The organism is Planctomycetota bacterium, from assembly GCA_016207825.1.
Classification (GTDB): domain Bacteria; phylum Planctomycetota; class MHYJ01; order JACQXL01; family JACQZI01; genus JACQZI01.
This window is the reverse complement of the sequence record JACQZI010000010.1, coordinates 104,440-120,480: the sequence shown is the minus strand read 5'-3', so window position 1 is coordinate 120,480 and position 16,041 is coordinate 104,440. Positions and strand designations below refer to the sequence as shown.

At 46.4% G+C, this 16,041-nt stretch carries 17 protein-coding genes and 1 tRNA gene; 8 read left to right on the top strand and 10 right to left on the bottom strand.

Annotation, left to right across the window (positions count from 1 at the left end):
• Positions 1–5 precede the first annotated feature (5 nt).
• From recJ to HY811_05325, 4 genes are all read left to right on the top strand, one after another.
• A complete protein-coding gene (gene recJ / locus HY811_05340) occupies positions 6–1,778 on the top strand; it encodes a single-stranded-DNA-specific exonuclease RecJ (GenBank protein MBI4834223.1) in 1,773 nt (590 codons plus the stop codon).
• Positions 1,779–1,864: 86 nt separating this feature from the next.
• Positions 1,865–3,502 carry a DUF4445 domain-containing protein gene (locus HY811_05335; protein ID MBI4834222.1) on the top strand — a complete coding sequence of 546 codons (1,638 nt, stop codon included), beginning with the start codon at positions 1,865–1,867 and terminating at the stop codon, positions 3,500–3,502.
• Positions 3,503–3,530: 28 nt separating this feature from the next.
• Complete coding sequence (locus tag HY811_05330) at positions 3,531–3,902, top strand: four helix bundle protein (GenBank protein ID MBI4834221.1); 372 nt, start codon at positions 3,531–3,533, stop codon at positions 3,900–3,902.
• A gap of 30 nt (positions 3,903–3,932) precedes the next feature.
• Positions 3,933–4,691, top strand: coding sequence for an AAA family ATPase (locus HY811_05325; protein MBI4834220.1), 759 nt, complete (start codon positions 3,933–3,935; stop codon positions 4,689–4,691).
• Between the two features lie 97 nt (positions 4,692–4,788).
• Here HY811_05325 and HY811_05320 read toward each other — a convergent pair whose 3' ends face one another.
• The 10 genes from HY811_05320 to HY811_05275 form a co-directional block, all read right to left on the bottom strand.
• Positions 4,789–5,226, bottom strand: coding sequence for a helix-turn-helix domain-containing protein (locus HY811_05320; protein MBI4834219.1), 438 nt, complete (start codon positions 5,224–5,226; stop codon positions 4,789–4,791).
• A 734-nt stretch (positions 5,227–5,960) separates the two neighbouring features.
• Positions 5,961–6,230: a hypothetical protein gene (locus HY811_05315; GenBank protein ID MBI4834218.1), complete on the bottom strand. Its 270-nt coding sequence runs from the start codon at positions 6,228–6,230 to the stop codon at positions 5,961–5,963.
• Positions 6,231–6,399: 169 nt separating this feature from the next.
• On the bottom strand, positions 6,400–7,044 hold the full coding sequence (locus HY811_05310; protein MBI4834217.1) for a riboflavin synthase: 645 nt from the start codon (positions 7,042–7,044) through the stop codon (positions 6,400–6,402).
• A gap of 117 nt (positions 7,045–7,161) precedes the next feature.
• Positions 7,162–8,541 (bottom strand): dihydropyrimidinase, encoded by a 1,380-nt coding sequence (hydA, locus tag HY811_05305; protein MBI4834216.1) that lies wholly within the window; start codon positions 8,539–8,541, stop codon positions 7,162–7,164.
• On the bottom strand, positions 8,526–9,710 hold the full coding sequence (preA, locus tag HY811_05300) for an NAD-dependent dihydropyrimidine dehydrogenase subunit PreA (GenBank protein ID MBI4834215.1): 1,185 nt from the start codon (positions 9,708–9,710) through the stop codon (positions 8,526–8,528). The genes hydA and preA overlap by 16 nt, the downstream gene beginning before the upstream one ends.
• 56 nt (positions 9,711–9,766) lie before the next feature.
• Positions 9,767–9,843: transfer RNA gene (locus HY811_05295), tRNA-Asp, on the bottom strand.
• 243 nt (positions 9,844–10,086) lie between these two features.
• On the bottom strand, positions 10,087–11,415 hold the full coding sequence (locus HY811_05290) for a B12-binding domain-containing radical SAM protein (GenBank protein MBI4834214.1): 1,329 nt from the start codon (positions 11,413–11,415) through the stop codon (positions 10,087–10,089).
• A gap of 65 nt (positions 11,416–11,480) precedes the next feature.
• Complete coding sequence (gene rpmB, locus HY811_05285; GenBank protein ID MBI4834213.1) at positions 11,481–11,711, bottom strand: 50S ribosomal protein L28; 231 nt, start codon at positions 11,709–11,711, stop codon at positions 11,481–11,483.
• On the bottom strand, positions 11,711–12,889 hold the full coding sequence (locus tag HY811_05280; protein ID MBI4834212.1) for a hypothetical protein: 1,179 nt from the start codon (positions 12,887–12,889) through the stop codon (positions 11,711–11,713). The genes rpmB and HY811_05280 overlap by 1 nt, the downstream gene beginning before the upstream one ends.
• 33 nt (positions 12,890–12,922) lie before the next feature.
• On the bottom strand, positions 12,923–13,219 hold the full coding sequence (locus HY811_05275; protein MBI4834211.1) for a zinc ribbon domain-containing protein: 297 nt from the start codon (positions 13,217–13,219) through the stop codon (positions 12,923–12,925).
• A gap of 228 nt (positions 13,220–13,447) precedes the next feature.
• Here HY811_05275 and HY811_05270 point away from each other — a divergent pair, with 228 nt between their 5' ends.
• The 4 genes from HY811_05270 to HY811_05255 are packed head-to-tail and all read left to right on the top strand — an operon-like array spanning position 13,448 to position 16,038.
• Positions 13,448–13,792, top strand: a complete 345-nt coding sequence (locus tag HY811_05270; GenBank protein MBI4834210.1) for an NADH-quinone oxidoreductase subunit A — start codon at positions 13,448–13,450, stop codon at positions 13,790–13,792.
• A 2-nt stretch (positions 13,793–13,794) separates the two neighbouring features.
• Entirely contained in the window at positions 13,795–14,301 is a 507-nt protein-coding gene (gene nuoB / locus HY811_05265) for an NADH-quinone oxidoreductase subunit NuoB (protein ID MBI4834209.1), read from the top strand.
• 50 nt (positions 14,302–14,351) lie between these two features.
• Positions 14,352–14,870: an NADH-quinone oxidoreductase subunit C gene (locus HY811_05260; protein ID MBI4834208.1), complete on the top strand. Its 519-nt coding sequence runs from the start codon at positions 14,352–14,354 to the stop codon at positions 14,868–14,870.
• On the top strand, positions 14,863–16,038 hold the full coding sequence (locus HY811_05255; protein MBI4834207.1) for an NADH-quinone oxidoreductase subunit D: 1,176 nt from the start codon (positions 14,863–14,865) through the stop codon (positions 16,036–16,038). The genes HY811_05260 and HY811_05255 overlap by 8 nt, the downstream gene beginning before the upstream one ends.
• Positions 16,039–16,041: the final 3 nt, after the last annotated feature.

The following is a 16,041-nucleotide window of genomic DNA, read 5'->3' as shown; positions in this document are numbered from 1 at the left end:
TTGGTATGAATTGGAATTTGCTGCCTGCGGATGAATCCATCCAGGCAACTTTAACAGCCGCATTGGGAATCCCTCCGGTTGTCGCACAGCTTTTAATCAACCGCAAGGTGACGGATGCCGAAGGCGCCCGCGCTTTCTTTAAGCCCAGCCTTAATGATTTGCAGGACCCTAACGAGATTGTCGGCGTGACCAAAGCGCTCGAGCGCATTGATAGGGCGTTAAAAGATAAAGAAAAAATCGTCATTTACGGCGATTACGATACGGATGGAATCACCGCAACCGTGCTCCTGAAGAATATGTTCAAATTTATCGGGGTCGAGGTGGATTTCTATATCCCCCATCGCCTTGAGGAAGGTTACAGCCTTAATCAGAAAGCCCTGGAAAAACTTGCTAAAGGCGGAGCCAAGCTTATTATCACGGTTGATTGCGGCATCACCGGCTTGGAAGAAGTTACTTATGCCAAAACGCTTGGTCTGGATATTATTATTACCGACCATCACGAGCCCTTGCGCGATAAATCAGGCAGCCTTATTTTGCCCGAGGCGTTTGTTATTATCAATCCCAAGATAAGCCCGGGCGCGTTTAAGGAGCTTTCCGGGGTCGGCGTGGCGTTTAAGCTGCTCTGGGCTTTTACCCAGCGCCTGTCTAACGATAAAAAGCGCTCAGGCTACTTCCAGAAATTCCTGGCTGAAAGCATTGCCCTGGTCGTGGTCGGCACGATTACCGATGTCGTTCCGTTAAGCAGCGAGAACCGGATACTGACCGCTTACGGGGTGCCGCTCCTAAAAAGCCTTTCCATTCCCTGGCTGGATGCGCTCATAGAAAAAAGCCGCATTAAGCGTAACTTGTTTTCTCCGCGCGATATCAGTTTCCGCATCGGTCCGCGCCTGAATGCCAGCGGCCGCTTGGGAACCGCTCTGGCCGCCGCGGAATTATTGATGACGGATTCCAAAGAGCGCGCGCTTGAGCTGGCTGACGAGCTGGAGAAATCCAACCAGCAGCGCCAGCGCATTGAGAAAAAGATTATTGAATCAGCCCGGATAAAAATCGCGGAAGAAATAGATTTGGAAAAGGAATATGTCATCGTCCTGGCGGATAAAGACTGGCACGAGGGCGTCATAGGGATTGTGGCTTCCAAGCTGGCTGATGAATTCCACCGGCCGGTCATCCTCTTAGCCCTGAAAGGCGAAAAGGCAAAAGGCTCTGCCCGGTCAATTGATTCCTTTCATTTATATAATGCCTTGCAGACATGTTCCACATTACTGGATTCGCTTGGCGGACATGCCTACGCCGCCGGCATGGAAATAAAAGCGGAAAATATCGGCGTGCTTAGGAATGATATCAATATCTACGCGCGGGAAAATCTTACGCCCGAAGACCTGGTTCCCTCTATCGATATCGATGCCGAAGTTAACCTGGAAGAGCTCTCCATGAATACCGTTCAGCTAATCCAACAGATGGCACCATTCGGAGAGGGGAATCGTGAACCGGTGCTTTTATCCCGCAATGTCCGGATTGCCGGCCAGCCGCGCCTGTGCGGCAATAACGATGACCACTGCGCCTTTGTGGTCAGGGATTTTGATGCTTCTTCCGGCAAGAACTCTGTCCGCGTCATCGCCTATTGGATGAGCGAGCGCCAGCAGGAACTCCTAAAACTTACCGACAAGCCTTTCCAGATTGTCTATACGCCTGAAGTTAATTTCTGGAATAACCAGACCGAAATAGTGCTTAATCTCAAGGACTTCAAGCCGCTCGAAAACTCCCCGCTTTCCCTGTGAAACAGGTTTATATTGACCCTGCCTGAAATAATTGATATAAACTGAACATTATCTGTTAAATCCGTTTAATCCTGTTGTTAAATTGAATGAAAACTTATAAGATAACCTTTCTCCCTGATAACAAAACCGTTATTGCCCAAGCCGGTTCCACAATCCTGGAAACGGCTCAAAAGTCAGGCATATATATCACCGGTGTCTGCGGGGGAGATGTTGTTTGCGGCAAGTGCCGGGTGATTATAAAATCGGGAAAGGTTAAGACTGAACCGACCGGGCTTCTTACTCCTCAAGAAATAAAGGAAGGTGTCGTCCTTGCCTGCTATAGTAATGTTATTGAAGACATCGTTGTAGAGATTCCGCCCGAATCGCGCGCTGAAGAAGGCGAGGTGCTTCTTAAAGGCAAGGCTTTCAGGAAGACATCCTGCCAAAAATCATCCGTAAAAGGGGATTACGGGCTTGCTGTGGATATCGGAACAACGACGGTGGTGGCTTATTTGATAAACCAATCTAGCGGTAAGACGCTCGGTGCCATGGGCGCTTTCAACCGCCAGATTACTTACGGGGATGATATCATCACCCGCATCATCTTTGCCGGAGAAAAAGGCGGGATGGAGAAACTCCACCAGGCGGTTATTGGAAATATCAATAATCTAATCACCGCGCTGGCTTTCGAAAGCAAGATTAAGCCGGATGATATTAAATCAATCACGGTTGCGGGAAATACCACGATGATACATCTATTAATGAAGCAGGATCCCGGATACCTGCGCCGTGAGCCTTATTTGCCCAAGTCAAAACGCGTGGAGCCAATCCGCGCCTCGGAGCTTGGCATAAAGATAAATCCGAAAGGGCTGTTATCATGTGTTCCGAATGTTTCCAGTTATGTCGGCGGGGATGTTATTGCGGGACTGGTCGCTTGCGGCATGGCGGAAAAAGATGAGCTTGCCTTATACGTGGATATGGGCACAAACGGGGAGATGGTTTTGGGCAATAAAGAATGGCTGGCATCGGTTGCCTGTTCAGTCGGCCCGGCATTCGAAGGAAGCGGCATCAAATCCGGCACCCGCGCCGTCAAAGGCGCAATTGATGACGTTTCCATAAATAAATCCGGTTGCAAAGCTTTAGTCAGAACTATCGGCAAAGGGAAACCCAAAGGCATTTGCGGCTCAGGCCTGATTGAGCTTATTTCGGAGATGCTGAAGGCGCGGATTATAAACAAGGCAGGCAAAATCTCCACTGATATAAAGTCGCCGTTTATCCGCAAAGGCGATGAAGGGACGGAATATGTCGTCGTGCCCGCAAAAGATTCGCTCTCCGGGCGCGATATCGTGATAACCCAGCCGGATATAGATAATATCATACGCTCTAAGGCGGCAGTTTATGCGGGTGCGCGGACGCTTCTTAATAAGATGAATCTTACATTTAAAGATATCAAAAGGTTTTATATTGCCGGCGCTTTCGGGAGCCACCTGGACATCGAAAAGAGCATTGCCATCGGGATGCTTCCTGATATCACGCGCAGTAAATTCAAGTATATCGGGAACGGCTCGGTTGCGGGCGCTTCGATGATTCTCTTGGATAAGAGTTGTATGGAAAAGGCCGAGGAACTGGCTGATAAAATGGCTTATGTCGATTTAAGCGGCGACAATATTTTCCATGAGGAGTTTATCTCGGCGATGTTCCTGCCGCACACGGATATTAAGCTGTTTCAGAGTCTAAGAGGCTAAGAGACTAAGAGGCTAGGAGGCTAAAAGCATGGCGATAGAAAGTTTTAGGGATTTAATAGTCTGGCAAAAGGCAATAGATTTATTTATATTAACTGTTAAAGATGTAGAGAGCTTTCCCAAGACAAGAGCCGGTTTTGTCATCCAGGACCAATTACTTAGGGCGGTTGGTTCTGTCAGCGCTAATATCGCTGAAGGTTTTGGAAGAAGAGGCAAAAAAGAATATTCTTATCATCTGGGTGTCGCAAAAGGTTCTGCTGCTGAAAGTGTTGATTGGTATGAAAAGGTTTTAAGATTGAAGTGGTTAGATGAAAAGACAGTTAAATGCCGATTTGAACTGCTTGATGAAATAAGAAAGATGCTTAATTCTCTGATTTCTAAAATAGGGTTTTCTAACTCTTAGACTCTTAGTCTTTTAGTCTCTTAGGCTTATATGTTTACAATAGCTGTTGCCGGCAAAGGCGGGATGGGCAAAACAACCGTCGCCGCGGCGATTATCGAATCCATGCGCCGGAAGGGCAAAAGGCCTATCCTCGCCGTGGATGCAGACCCGAACTCTACCCTCGGCGACTGGCTCGGCATTAAATGTTCCTGTGCCGTCGCGGATATTATAGAAGAAACCAAGGGATTAAGAAATCTGCCTGAGGGTGTTTCCAAGCCGGCGCACCTAGAATTCCAGATTCAGCGCACGCTTGTCGAATCAAAAGGAGTGGATTTGCTGGTCATGGGCAGGCCGGAAGGACCTGATTGCTATTGCATGGCAAATAATATGCTCCGGGGCTATATTACGGAACTGGCGGAAAGTTATCCCTATGTCGTTTTGGATAACGAAGCCGGGATGGAACACCTTAACAGGAAGACCACCCAGGATATTGACGCATTACTTCTGGTAAGCGACCCGACAAGGATAGGACTGCGCACGACGAAGAATATCAAGGAGCTTATTGATAAACTGACGTTTCTTAGGATTAAGAAGAAATATCTGATATTAAATAAGTCTGAAGAGCCTAGGGAGTCTAAAGAGTTTTTAGAGTCTTATGTTAAGGGAATTGAATTGGAACTTATCGGCTTGGTGCCGGTGGAAAAGGAATTACAGAAGCTGGAACTGGAAGGAAAACCCATATCAGCCCTCGCCGACACCTCACCGTTTATGAAGGCAGTGGGGGAGATAGTGGAGAGGATTCTAAATTAAATAATTCCCACCGACCCGCCTGCCGGCGAGGCAGGGACTCAGAGGGGGCAGAGGAATCCAATAATAAATCCTATATCTGTGTAATCTATGACCTCATTTATTTTGTTCGTTTGAGAATCTTTCTGACGCCCTCATGGGAGAGTTTGATATTCCATCTGTCTTTTATCCATTGGGCAATCTTGCGCAATGGCCAGGCGCGCTGGTATGTCCTGCCGTCTTTGTGCGCCTTATCCCAGCCGCTTGCCTTCATCATCTCATCCACCTGCGCCGGGGCTAATTTGGTCGGCGGAGTTTTATCCATAATACCGGCAAGTCCTTTTTCCCGGTATTTTCTCAGCCACATATAGACCGTGTTGGGGGAGCGGTTCATTTGTTGTGCAATCTGGGCAACGGTCAGGTATTTATAGGAGAAATAAACTGCCTGGGCGCGTGTGCGGGCGCGGATGTTTCCTTCCAGTGCCATCTTCTTCATATAGGCGCTCAAACTGCCCATGGCGCTCTGGTCAATTTCAGCGAACTTGTGTTTTCTTACCATACATTAACTGTTTCTTTACCACAAAGGGCACAAAGAACACAAAGAAAATCATATGTTTTTCCTCTTTGTGAGCTCTGCGTCTTTGTGGTGAAAATGGTTTTTGTCAACTCAATTTAGATAATTTGTCAACTCGGTTCATATAATTAGCTTGTTTCCCATCATTAAAGGGATATATTGATACATGCCCGAATCATCGGTATATTGAGAATTACTCTCAAAAAAGCCTATTATTCTTTTCAGAATCGTTATCAGGGGTGGTACTACCCCAGTCCCATACGTCCCCTCCCTTAGTGCCATACATCTATAGCCATGGCGAGACTCCATGATAGCCGCGGAGGGACTCCATGATAGCCGCGCCCAGACTCCATCATAGCTACGCCCAGACTCTATTATAGCCATGGAGAGACTCCATGGTAGCTGCGGAGAGACTGCATCATAGCTACGCCTATGCTCCATGATAGCTGTGGTCAGGCTCAATGATAGCCGTGGTGAGACCTCATCATAGCCGCACCCAGACTCCATGGTAGCTGCGGAGGGGCTCTATGATAGCTGCGGAGAGGCTCCATGATAGTTACAGTAGACTATCCGTATAGCCCTATCCGGTATAAATTTTCAAAGACCGCTGGAGATTAAACACGAATTTCACGAATAGAGCGAATTCCACGAATACAAAATTATGTTTTTAGGTTACAAGTCTCGTCCAAGTCCCTGTTGAATATCTTGAATTCCGTGTCTTATTTCTTCTTATTATTAAACAGATTCTCGGCTTTTTTCCAGTTTTCTTCCATTAATTTATTAAACTGCTCCCTTTGCTCCTTGGTCCAAGTCAACCATTTTTCCATCATTTCTCTGGCTTCATCGTGTTTAACGCAGCCTTGTTCCACCAATGTTTTCCACATCTTTTCGTTTTGTTCCTGGAATGATATGAGCATCTCAGTGGTCATTATCCAGTAGTTTTTGGTCAGTTCAAAGAACTCCTGGGCAACACGGAAGTCTTTCATCATACGCGCTCCTTTCTATTTTCAGTGGACATTACAAGTATAACTGATATTAGGGCTTTTGTCAACTGGGAAATGAGATTTTAGGGAAAATTATTAACAGGGACTTGGACGAGATTTTTAAGAGACTGAAATCTTTGTCTCGTTAGAGTCTCTTAAGAGTCCCTGTTAAATATTAAAGCAGTTGTTTGAGGATTTCTCTGGGGATGGGGTTTAGAGAGCTTTTCACGGACTTGGGGTCCAGAAGTTTCTTCAGCCACTTGCCCAGCATATCTGTTTCCAGGTTGACCGTTTCCCCGATTCGTTTCCCGAGCAGGGTTGTGTGCTTTAATGTATGCGGAATAATCGCGATGGTAAACCGGTCTTTCCCGATTCCGGTAATGGTGAGACTAATGCCGTCTATCGCCACCGAGCCTTTTTCTATCATCTGTCCTGTTATTTGAGGAGTGGTCTTTATCTCAATAACAAATCCATTGCCTTCTTTATATTTGCGGGAAATCGTGCCTATTCCGTCCACATGTCCCTGGACAAAATGTCCTCCGAACGGCTCTCCTGCCCTGATGGCAAGCTCTATATTTACCGGGTTGCCTCTTTTTAGCTTTCCGAGATTGGTGTGTGAAATGGTTTCCTTGACCGCGTCAAACAATACGGTCTCTCCGGTTTTCCTGGTGGCGGTCAGGCAAACGCCATTAATAGCGACGCTATCGCCCAAAGCCACTTTGCGTGATAGGGCTTTCAGGTTAATGGCAATCTGGGAGTCGCTTTTTGTCTTCCTGATATTGGCGACTTTGCCGATAGTTTGTATTATTCCTGTAAACATATTTTAATAGTCTATAACAAAATCACACACCCCCTACCCCCTCTCAAGAGGGGAGTTTTAATTCCCCTCTAATAAGAGGGGATGTCTCCCGACGTAACGTCGGGGGACAGGGGTGTGTTAAAGTTTAAAAACCCTTCGTTTAAGAAATTCTCCCATGCCTTTGGTCCCGAGGAAACTGCCTTTGCGCACGATAGTTTGTCCCCTTAAAAGTACGTAATAAATCATTCCCTTTAGTGTCATTCCTTCATAGGGACAATAATCAACATTCTGGTGGAGTTTATTGACGGTAAGCTCTATCCGCTTTTTAGGATTAATGATTACGATATCCGCATCGCTTCCCTCGGCGATTTCGCCTTTAGCCGGATATAAGCCGAAGAGTTTTGCCGGCATTGTTGAGGTGATATCCACCAGCTGGTTTAAGTTAATCTTGTTTTTAGTGACTCCTTCGCTGTAAAGGAGAGGAATTCTTGTTTCCACTCCGGGGATGCCGTTGGGGATTTTCGAGAAATCGTCCTTGCCTAATTCCTTTTGCTCTTTCATGTTAAAGGCACAGTGGTCTGAACCGATGGTGCTTAATGTCTTTTCCGCCAGCCCTTTCCAGAGGGCAGCCTGGTGGTGTTTACCGCGCAATGGCGGAGACATCACGTATTTAGCGCCTTCAAAGGCGGGCTTGCTATATTGGTCCATGGAAAGCACCAGGTAATGGGGGCAGGTCTCCGCGTATACCGGCTGTTTATTGAGATGCGCCTGTCGGACGCTTTCCAGCGCTCCCTGTGACGATAAATGCACGATATAAAGCGGCGCATTGGCGACCGCGGCCAGCTTGATTGCGCGGTTGGTTGCCTCGTCTTCCAGTTCAGCCGGGCGTGACAGCGCGTGGTAAATCGGCAGTGTTTTGCCTTGTTCCAGAAGCTGTTTGGACAGGACATCTATGACATCTCCGTTTTCGCAGTGCGCCATGACAAGCAATCCCAGCCTGTTTGATTCCTGCAGGAGTTTAAAGACAGTTTCGTCATTAATCATCAGGGAGTTTTTATACGCCAGGAATACTTTGATGGAGGAGATGCCCTGTGTGGTAAGCGTATGAAGTTCATCCCAGGTATCTTCGTTTAAATCTGTGATGGCGATATGGAATCCGTAATCCACCACGCTTTTATTATCCGCTTTCTGGTGCCAAGTATCCAGTGCGTCTTTGAGCGATTTGCCTTTTTCCTGTATGGCGAAATCTATGATGGAGGTCGTGCCGCCGCAGGCCGCGGCGACCGTTCCGGTGAAGAAATCGTCCGAGGTAACCGTCCCGCCGAAAGGCATATCAAAGTGCGTATGGGCGTCTATTCCGCCGGGCAGGATAAACTGGTCCGTGGCATCGATTACTTCCAGCGCTTCTTCGGTGATGGCCGGGGCGATTTTCTTTATCTTGCCTTTGTCTATGGCAATATCCGCCCGGAAGGCTTTTTCAGAGGTAACGACTGTCCCGCCGATTATTTTCGCTTGCATGGCGTTATCCTGATTGCGTTAAAGTGACATACACTTATACACAATCCGCAGCCTTTACACAAGGAAATATTGACAAATGGTTTTTGGGCGTTGTCCAGGGTAATGGCGTTGAATCCGGCGGCGCGGCAGACGATATAGCACTGGTGGCAATTGGCAATACATTTGGATTTATTGATAACAGAAACCTGCTTGGGGTGCAGGGTAAGCTCGGAAAACCTGACTATTTTATCCTTTGATTTGCCGATGATGTCGCGGATGGATTTGAATTTGTGCTTCTTGAGATAGCTGCTTAATCCGTCCTTCAAATCTTCTATGATGTTAATCCCGTAAGCGATGGCGGCGGTGCAAACCTGTATGCAGGAAGCGCCGATGAGCATGAACTCAACCGCGTCTTCCCATGTTGAAATCCCGCCGATGGCACTGACCGGGAGCTTGGTGGAGAGGGCCATTTCCGCTGTGCAGCGCAGGGCGATGGGTTTAATGGCTTTGCCTCCGTAACCGCCAAAGGCTGATTTCCCGTAAACAGAAAGCTTAGGCGAGAAAGTGTTGATATCAATTCCGGTAAATGCCTTGACCGTGTTTATTCCGGAAAGGGCATCCGCGCCGGATATCTCGCAGGAACGGGCGATTTCTGCGAGGTCGGTTACATTAGGAGTAAGTTTGACGATGACCGGAATCTTTACGCATTCCTTGACCGACATGACTATTTCGGCAACGAGCGTTTTATCCTGACCGATAAGGCTACCCATAGCCTTTTCCGGCATCCCGTGCGGGCAGGAGACATTCAGTTCCAAGGCGTCGGCACCGGATTTCTCCATCTCTTTCGCCAGGGTTTGCCATTCTGTCATTTCAACGGAACCCATGATACTGGCAATAAGCGCTTGCTTGGGAAATTCCTTCTTTATGAGTTTTATCCAGTTAGCCCACTGGCGATGGGTAAATTCCGAGATTAGTTCTATATTGATAAGGCTGTCAATAGATTCAAAGAGGTATAAACGCGGGGTCGGGCTTACAGGCGGTTTTAGGGAAATGGTCTTGGTTACCGCACCTGCCCAGCCAGCTTTGAATGCCGAGCGGATAGAATCTTTATCACGGGTTGCCGGACCCGAAGCCAGGAGAAACGGGTTTATCAGGTTAAGACCTGCGAAGTTAACGGATAAAGGGTTCATAATCTTAATACGCTAGAAGTGGAATCATTCAGGGTTTATACAATAAATAAGGAAAATGGCGAGGGCGAGGGGATTCGAACCCCCAACATCCAGATCGACAGTCTGGTACTCTAACCATTTGAGCTACGCCCCCGTGTCGGCATTACTTATAATTAATCCTATGTTTTATTGTTCCTTGCGCTAAAACATAGGGAATTCAAACTACCCAATATTCCCGACCGGCTGTCGGGATACTCTAACCATTTGAGCTACGCCCCCGTGTCGGTTATCCCGCCCCGACATAATTTCGAGGCGAGGCTCGCCCACGACATAAAGCCGAGGGCGGCAGAAAGAGACGAACTTACCTTAAAAAGCCTGTTTCGTCAAGGAATTTTGGCTATATAGAGGAGGGTGTGAATTGTTTTACCCGGTCTTTGATTGATTCCATATCTTTAAACGATATATTTTGCGGCTTCAAAGGATAGATGCTTTTATTGTGAAGCAGAGGTTCATTAGGATTAACCCCGTATTCGGTAACAGCCAGTTCAAAGTCTTTTGTCCCTGGGATGGGCGTATACTGGGCTATTTTTACGTGTCCGCCGCAGCCGTGGACGAAATCTATGCTCTCGTTTATCTCTTTGAGCGTTTGGCCGGGCATGCCGACCATGACATATACCCCGATATCATCAGAAGAATATCCGGCTTTTTTCAGGTTGCTTAAGGCTTGCCGGAATTCATCGTTAGTCGTTTTATAGCTTGATTTTTCCTGCCAGCGTGACTGGCTGCTTTCGAAACCGAGGCGTATGGTTTTAAACCCCGCCTGATATAGTTTTTTGGCGAGCGGTTCGGTGATATATTTTATATGTAATCCGTTCGGTGTGTGGAAACGGACTTTCTTATTAATGCCCCGTGCGATAATCAGGTTAAGTATCGGTTCGATATGCCTTTCCGGATTAATCAGAAGCGCATCATCGTAAAAGGCGATGTCTTTAACACCGAGGCCTATCGTATAATATTCTATTTCATGTATTACTTTTTCTGGTTTATGCTGATGGAATCCCTGATAGAGCAATCCTGATGCGCAATAGGTGCACTTAAAAGGGCATCCCCGTGATGTAATCATGGAAATAGACTTAAGCCTTGTTGAATATAAATGATACGCTGGATAGGGGAGTTTATCATCTGTTGGCGGAGTGGTTGTATTTGGCTTGCCTGTTAATTCAGCCGCTATTTCCAAAACAGTTTGTTCTCCCGGGCCTTTAATGACGTAATCAGCGCCGGAATATTTAACGGCATGTTCATAACAGAGCGTCGCGTAAATCCCTCCCAGGGCGATGGGCGTTTTGGGAAATACGTTCCTGATATTTTGGATAGTTTCGAACAATCCCGGATACCAATAGGTCATGATGGAAGTTATGCAGATAAGAGCAGGCTGTTCCAGAGACATGAGCCTTGCGGAGAATTCTTCAGGAGTAATGCCGTAGCGCTTATATTTCCTGGAAATATTTTTATAGACAACCGGTTTAGGTATTTCAGCGCGCGGAAATTCTCCGCAGCCGTATGGTTTTTCTTCAAGATGTGTATCCAGGCAATCTATGAGGCTTATTTTGTACCCATGACGCTTCAGAGCAGAGCCGATATAAAGCAGTCCCAATGGCTTTAGCCATAAATCATAGGCGGAGAAATCGTGTATCCACGGATTGATTAACAGGATATGATTTGGCATACGATATATCTGCCAGACAGCCCCGGACAGATGGACCTGCAAGATGGATATGCGGAATATCTATCTTAAGCCGGTTTTACTATCTTGCCCTTTTTAATGCAACCAGTGCAGACTTTTGCCCGGACGGCTTTACCGTCAAGGATTATCCTGATTCTCTGCAAATTCGGGCGGAATTTCCTTTTGGTTATACCGGTGGTCTTTTTACCGACGCCGCCTTTTTTCTTGGCGAGACCGCGCCGGGTGATAACATTACCGACCGAAGATTTCTTGCCGCATATTGCGCAAATCCATGCCATTATTTTTTCTCCTCAGGTTTGGGTTCTTCTTTTTTCTCTTCCGGTTTTGTTTCCGGAGCGGGAAGTTCATTGGTTTCCTCTTCTTCATCCCACACTTCTTTTACATCGATTTCATCCACTTTCTTGCGCATCAAGAGATAAATAATGGTTTGAGATGAGAAAAAATATGAAACTGAATAAGCCAGGATAAATCCGACGACTAGCACCAGCCAGACCATCAGGATAAATGCAGCGATGTGGTAAGTGGTCGGGATAGTGCTCATTTGAGCATCCGGCAGCCAAGCAACCGGCAATGAAATCCCGAAATGGCTGAGGGGACAGTTAAGGGCTCCTAATTTCCCGCCGATTCCGATGCTGTTCATGATGACGGTGAATTTTGCGCCCATTCCGACGGCTCCTGCCCATAATGATATGATAATCATGAAATACCCGAAGAGCCAGACGAAAGCGGTGGTGACAGCTCCGTAGACAAGCGCTACAAGCTGGTACCAGATATAATGCCATGGCCTGGAGTACAGGTAGGAAAAACTTCTGGAGATGGCATCAAAACTATCGCTTCCCTCAACGCCGATGGTCGGGTAGAACATATGGGCGCTGAAAAGGAATCCGATAATGATGAATACCATGATGAATCCTGAAAGTATGGCCAGCGGTAAAAAGACCATGACGAGTATTTCGCCGACAAAAGGAATCCGGCCGACCAAGCCGCCCAGGAAATTCCAGAAGAAGAAGAAAAGAAATCCCAGGAAGCTGATGATGATAGGCATCAGGAACGATACGTATTTTTTAGTAGTGAAAGAAAGTGATTTCCCCAGTTCCAATCCTTCATCTTTAGCCAGGTTGATTGCGGCGATCCGTGTGATGGCTCCACCGAAAAACGCCCATACGATTAAGAGCATCAGGTATACTGCGGCAACGGCGACAAGCAGTTTCCAGAGCGCGATTGTCGAAAGGGTCTGCCAGGCCGTAAAGAATAACTTGCAGGCATAACCGTAAGAGCCCATTTTGAAATCATTCAAAAGCGACGGGTTTTTTATGGTGGCCATGTAGAAGGGGCCTGCCACGGCGATTATCCAGGTGAGCGCGATCCCGATAAAACCCAGCAATAATTTTTTCAGGTCAAGCGCAACGGAGAAGCCGTTAAAGATATCTCTCCAGTCTCCGCGTAGTTCTCGCATAGTTTTCTCCTTTCCTCGCCAGAAGGCGTAATATTATTTTTTATTATGGCTACTATTGTAATCTTTATTATTTGTTTGTCTATCTTTTTTAGTAGAATTCTCAGAAGATTTTAAGCGTGTTTTCGCTTTAGCGCCCTGGCTTTTGGGACGGCAATAATCGTTGATATAAAATCCGGAGCCTTTGAATATAAGGGCGCCGCCCGAACCAATCAGCCTTTTCAGTCCTTTGAAGCCGCATTTCGGGCATTTTTCCAGAGTTGCGGCTTTGATTAACTGGAACTGTTCAAAGCTATGTCCGCATTTTTTACATTCGTATTGGTAAGTAGGCATAATTATTATATAGTATTATCGGAATTATTTTGTTTAATGCGTAACTATATTAGTTTGAATGGAAGGTGTCAAGAATTTTGTTGATTGCCGGAATTTTATATACTATTTTCTTGAATAGATAAAGCTATGTTTATAGATTAGTCACGGCAATTAGAAAATCAAATATTGTTTTAGACGGGGGAAAGTAGCGTGCTTTTTGATTTTGCTAACATCCTGGTCTTTATCCTTATGGGGATTGGTTTCGTTTTTTTTACCCTTGTTTTCGTGTGGATAGTCAGTCCACGCAAACCGAACCAGAATAAATCATCCACCTACGAATGCGGTGAACACATACTTGGCCCGGTCATGGTCCAGTTCAATATAAGATTTTACGTCATCGCGCTCATATACATCATATGTGCGGTGGAAATCGCCGTTCTTTTCCCTTGGGCGGTCGTTTATAAATTACTCGGTTGGGTTGGCTTTATCGAAATGTTTGTCTTTGTTTTGATGTTGCTTATCGGATTGGCATATCTCTGGTATCATGGCGATCTTGATTGGGTAAAGCCGGATAATAAAGATAGCAGTGATTAGTTATGGGGTTAATAGAAAACAGGTTTGAAAAGAATTTTATCGTTACCAGCGCGGATTATTTCATCAACTGGGGCAGGCGTAATTCACTCTGGCCGGTGACATTTGGTCTAGCATGCTGTGCTATAGAAATGATGGCAACCGGGATGAGCCGGTTTGATATCGCCCGTTTCGGGGCTGAGGCTTTCAGGCCGTCTCCGCGCCAAGCGGATTTGATGATAGTTTCAGGGACGCTTACATATAAGATGGCGGAACGGTTAAAACTTGTCTATGACCAGATGGCCGAGCCGAAATATGTGATCGCCATGGGGACCTGTGCTTGTAGCGGTGGACCCTTTATTAGCAAGAATACATATTCAGTGGTGCAAGGAGTGGATTTAATTGTTCCGGTGGATGTGTATATACCGGGTTGCCCTCCCAGGCCGGATAGCCTTTTGGAAGGATTAATAAAATTACAGCAGGTAATCAAGAGGAAAACTATAGCGAAAGCAAGAAAATCGTTACATGAATAACTTTAATGTGATTTTCAGTGGTTAGGACTATAGTCCTACACCATAACACAATGAATACAAAAGAAATATACGATTTGCTCAAAGCAAAGTTTAACGGGAAGGTTTTGGCTTATAATGAGCCTCCTAAAGACGCTTTTATCGTTGTTGATGCGAAAAGCCTGCCTGAAATTACCACTTTCCTGAAGGATGATGGGCAATTGCTGATGGATAGCCTCGTGTGCCTGAGCGGGGTTGATTATCCGGATCGATTCAGTGTGGCTTATCACCTGTTTTCCACCAAGAAATTGCATAAAACAGTTATAAAAGTAAACACGGATAGGGAAAATCCTTCGGTGCCAACCGTATCAAATGTCTGGCCGGGGGCTGTTTCGTATGAAAGAGAAACATTCGATCTTTTTGGTATAATTTTTTACGGACATCCTAATTTGGAAAGGCTTCTTATGCCGGATGATTGGGAAGGATATCCCCTAAGGAAAGATTATAAATTCCCGGCGTTTTATCACGGGATTAACGCAGCAGGGAGGAGTCCCGGTACTCATCGGATTGTAAATAGGGATAATTATGCCTGAATCAGAAACAGCGAAGCAAAGTGAAGGTTTCAGCGAGCTCAGCAGAGCCGTTTCGACTTTCGTCGGGGAAGAACTGGTAATTAATTTCGGCCCACAGCATCCGAGCATGCACGGGGTTTTGAGGCTTATCGTAAAATCCGAAGGTGAAATCGTCAGCGAAATAACCCCGGTTATCGGTTATCTCCACCGCGGTATGGAAAAGATTGCCGAGAGGTTGAATTACCACCAGTTCATGCCGTATACAGATAGGATAGATTACCTGGCGTCGATGAACTGCAATTTTGCCTATGCAGCCACCGTGGAAAAACTTGCCGGAATAGAAATCCCCAAGCGCGCCGAGTATATCCGGGTGATAATGGCTGAGCTTAATAGGATTGCCAGTCACTTGGTGTTTTTCGGGACGGCCGGATTGGAATCAGGCGCCTGGACGCCGATCGTTTATGCGTTCCGCGAAAGGGAATATATCGTTGACCTTTTCGATATGACCTGCGGCCAGCGCCTTACATACAACTATTTCCGCATCGGCGGGGTGGCGGATGATTTGCCAAAAGGGTTCATGGAAAAGGCGCGGGCGTTTTGTGATTACTTCGAACCCAAGATAAAAGAATATAACGAGCTTTTATCATATAATGAAATATTTATAAAACGTACGGCTAATGTAGCGGTGTTGCCGCCAGAGACGGCAGTTAAATACAGCGTTACCGGTCCTAACTTAAGAGCATCCGGCGTCAAATGGGACTTGCGGAAGAACGAGCCTTATAGCATTTATCCGGAAATTGATTTTGATATACCGGTCAGTTCAGGAGAAAAGGGTATGGTAGGCGATACCTGGAACCGTTATATTATCCGCATGCGTGAAATGGAAGAGAGTGTGAAAATAATACGCCAATGCTTGGATAAAATTCCGGAAGGTGATTACCTTACTAAGGTGCCGCGTCTATTCAAGGCTCCTCCCGGCGAAGTATATTGCCGTTTTGAGAATCCACGTGGCGAACTGGGATTTTACCTTATAAGCGACGGCGGGAAAAGCCCTTATCGCCTGAAAATACGAACACCTTCGTTTGCCCACCTTTGGGTCTTGCCGGAAATAAGCACCGGAGGAATGATTTCCGATTTGATTGTGGCGTTTGGAAGCCTTGATCTCGTTGTCCCCGAAATAGACAGATAAAAA

What these genes read in the sequence shown, in the direction of transcription:
- recJ (MBI4834223.1), top strand. Translation starts at nt 6, where the DNA reads ATGAATTGGAATTTGCTGCCTGCGGATGAATCCATCCAGGCAACTTTA.
- HY811_05335 (MBI4834222.1), top strand. Translation starts at nt 1,865, where the DNA reads ATGAAAACTTATAAGATAACCTTTCTCCCTGATAACAAAACCGTTATT.
- HY811_05330 (MBI4834221.1), top strand. Translation starts at nt 3,531, where the DNA reads ATGGCGATAGAAAGTTTTAGGGATTTAATAGTCTGGCAAAAGGCAATA.
- HY811_05325 (MBI4834220.1), top strand. Translation starts at nt 3,933, where the DNA reads ATGTTTACAATAGCTGTTGCCGGCAAAGGCGGGATGGGCAAAACAACC.
- HY811_05320 (MBI4834219.1), bottom strand. Translation starts at nt 5,226, where the DNA reads ATGGTAAGAAAACACAAGTTCGCTGAAATTGACCAGAGCGCCATGGGC.
- HY811_05315 (MBI4834218.1), bottom strand. Translation starts at nt 6,230, where the DNA reads ATGATGAAAGACTTCCGTGTTGCCCAGGAGTTCTTTGAACTGACCAAA.
- HY811_05310 (MBI4834217.1), bottom strand. Translation starts at nt 7,044, where the DNA reads ATGTTTACAGGAATAATACAAACTATCGGCAAAGTCGCCAATATCAGG.
- hydA (MBI4834216.1), bottom strand. Translation starts at nt 8,541, where the DNA reads ATGCAAGCGAAAATAATCGGCGGGACAGTCGTTACCTCTGAAAAAGCC.
- preA (MBI4834215.1), bottom strand. Translation starts at nt 9,710, where the DNA reads ATGAACCCTTTATCCGTTAACTTCGCAGGTCTTAACCTGATAAACCCG.
- HY811_05290 (MBI4834214.1), bottom strand. Translation starts at nt 11,415, where the DNA reads ATGCCAAATCATATCCTGTTAATCAATCCGTGGATACACGATTTCTCC.
- rpmB (MBI4834213.1), bottom strand. Translation starts at nt 11,711, where the DNA reads ATGGCATGGATTTGCGCAATATGCGGCAAGAAATCTTCGGTCGGTAAT.
- HY811_05280 (MBI4834212.1), bottom strand. Translation starts at nt 12,889, where the DNA reads ATGCGAGAACTACGCGGAGACTGGAGAGATATCTTTAACGGCTTCTCC.
- HY811_05275 (MBI4834211.1), bottom strand. Translation starts at nt 13,219, where the DNA reads ATGCCTACTTACCAATACGAATGTAAAAAATGCGGACATAGCTTTGAA.
- HY811_05270 (MBI4834210.1), top strand. Translation starts at nt 13,448, where the DNA reads ATGGGGATTGGTTTCGTTTTTTTTACCCTTGTTTTCGTGTGGATAGTC.
- nuoB (MBI4834209.1), top strand. Translation starts at nt 13,795, where the DNA reads ATGGGGTTAATAGAAAACAGGTTTGAAAAGAATTTTATCGTTACCAGC.
- HY811_05260 (MBI4834208.1), top strand. Translation starts at nt 14,352, where the DNA reads ATGAATACAAAAGAAATATACGATTTGCTCAAAGCAAAGTTTAACGGG.
- HY811_05255 (MBI4834207.1), top strand. Translation starts at nt 14,863, where the DNA reads ATGCCTGAATCAGAAACAGCGAAGCAAAGTGAAGGTTTCAGCGAGCTC.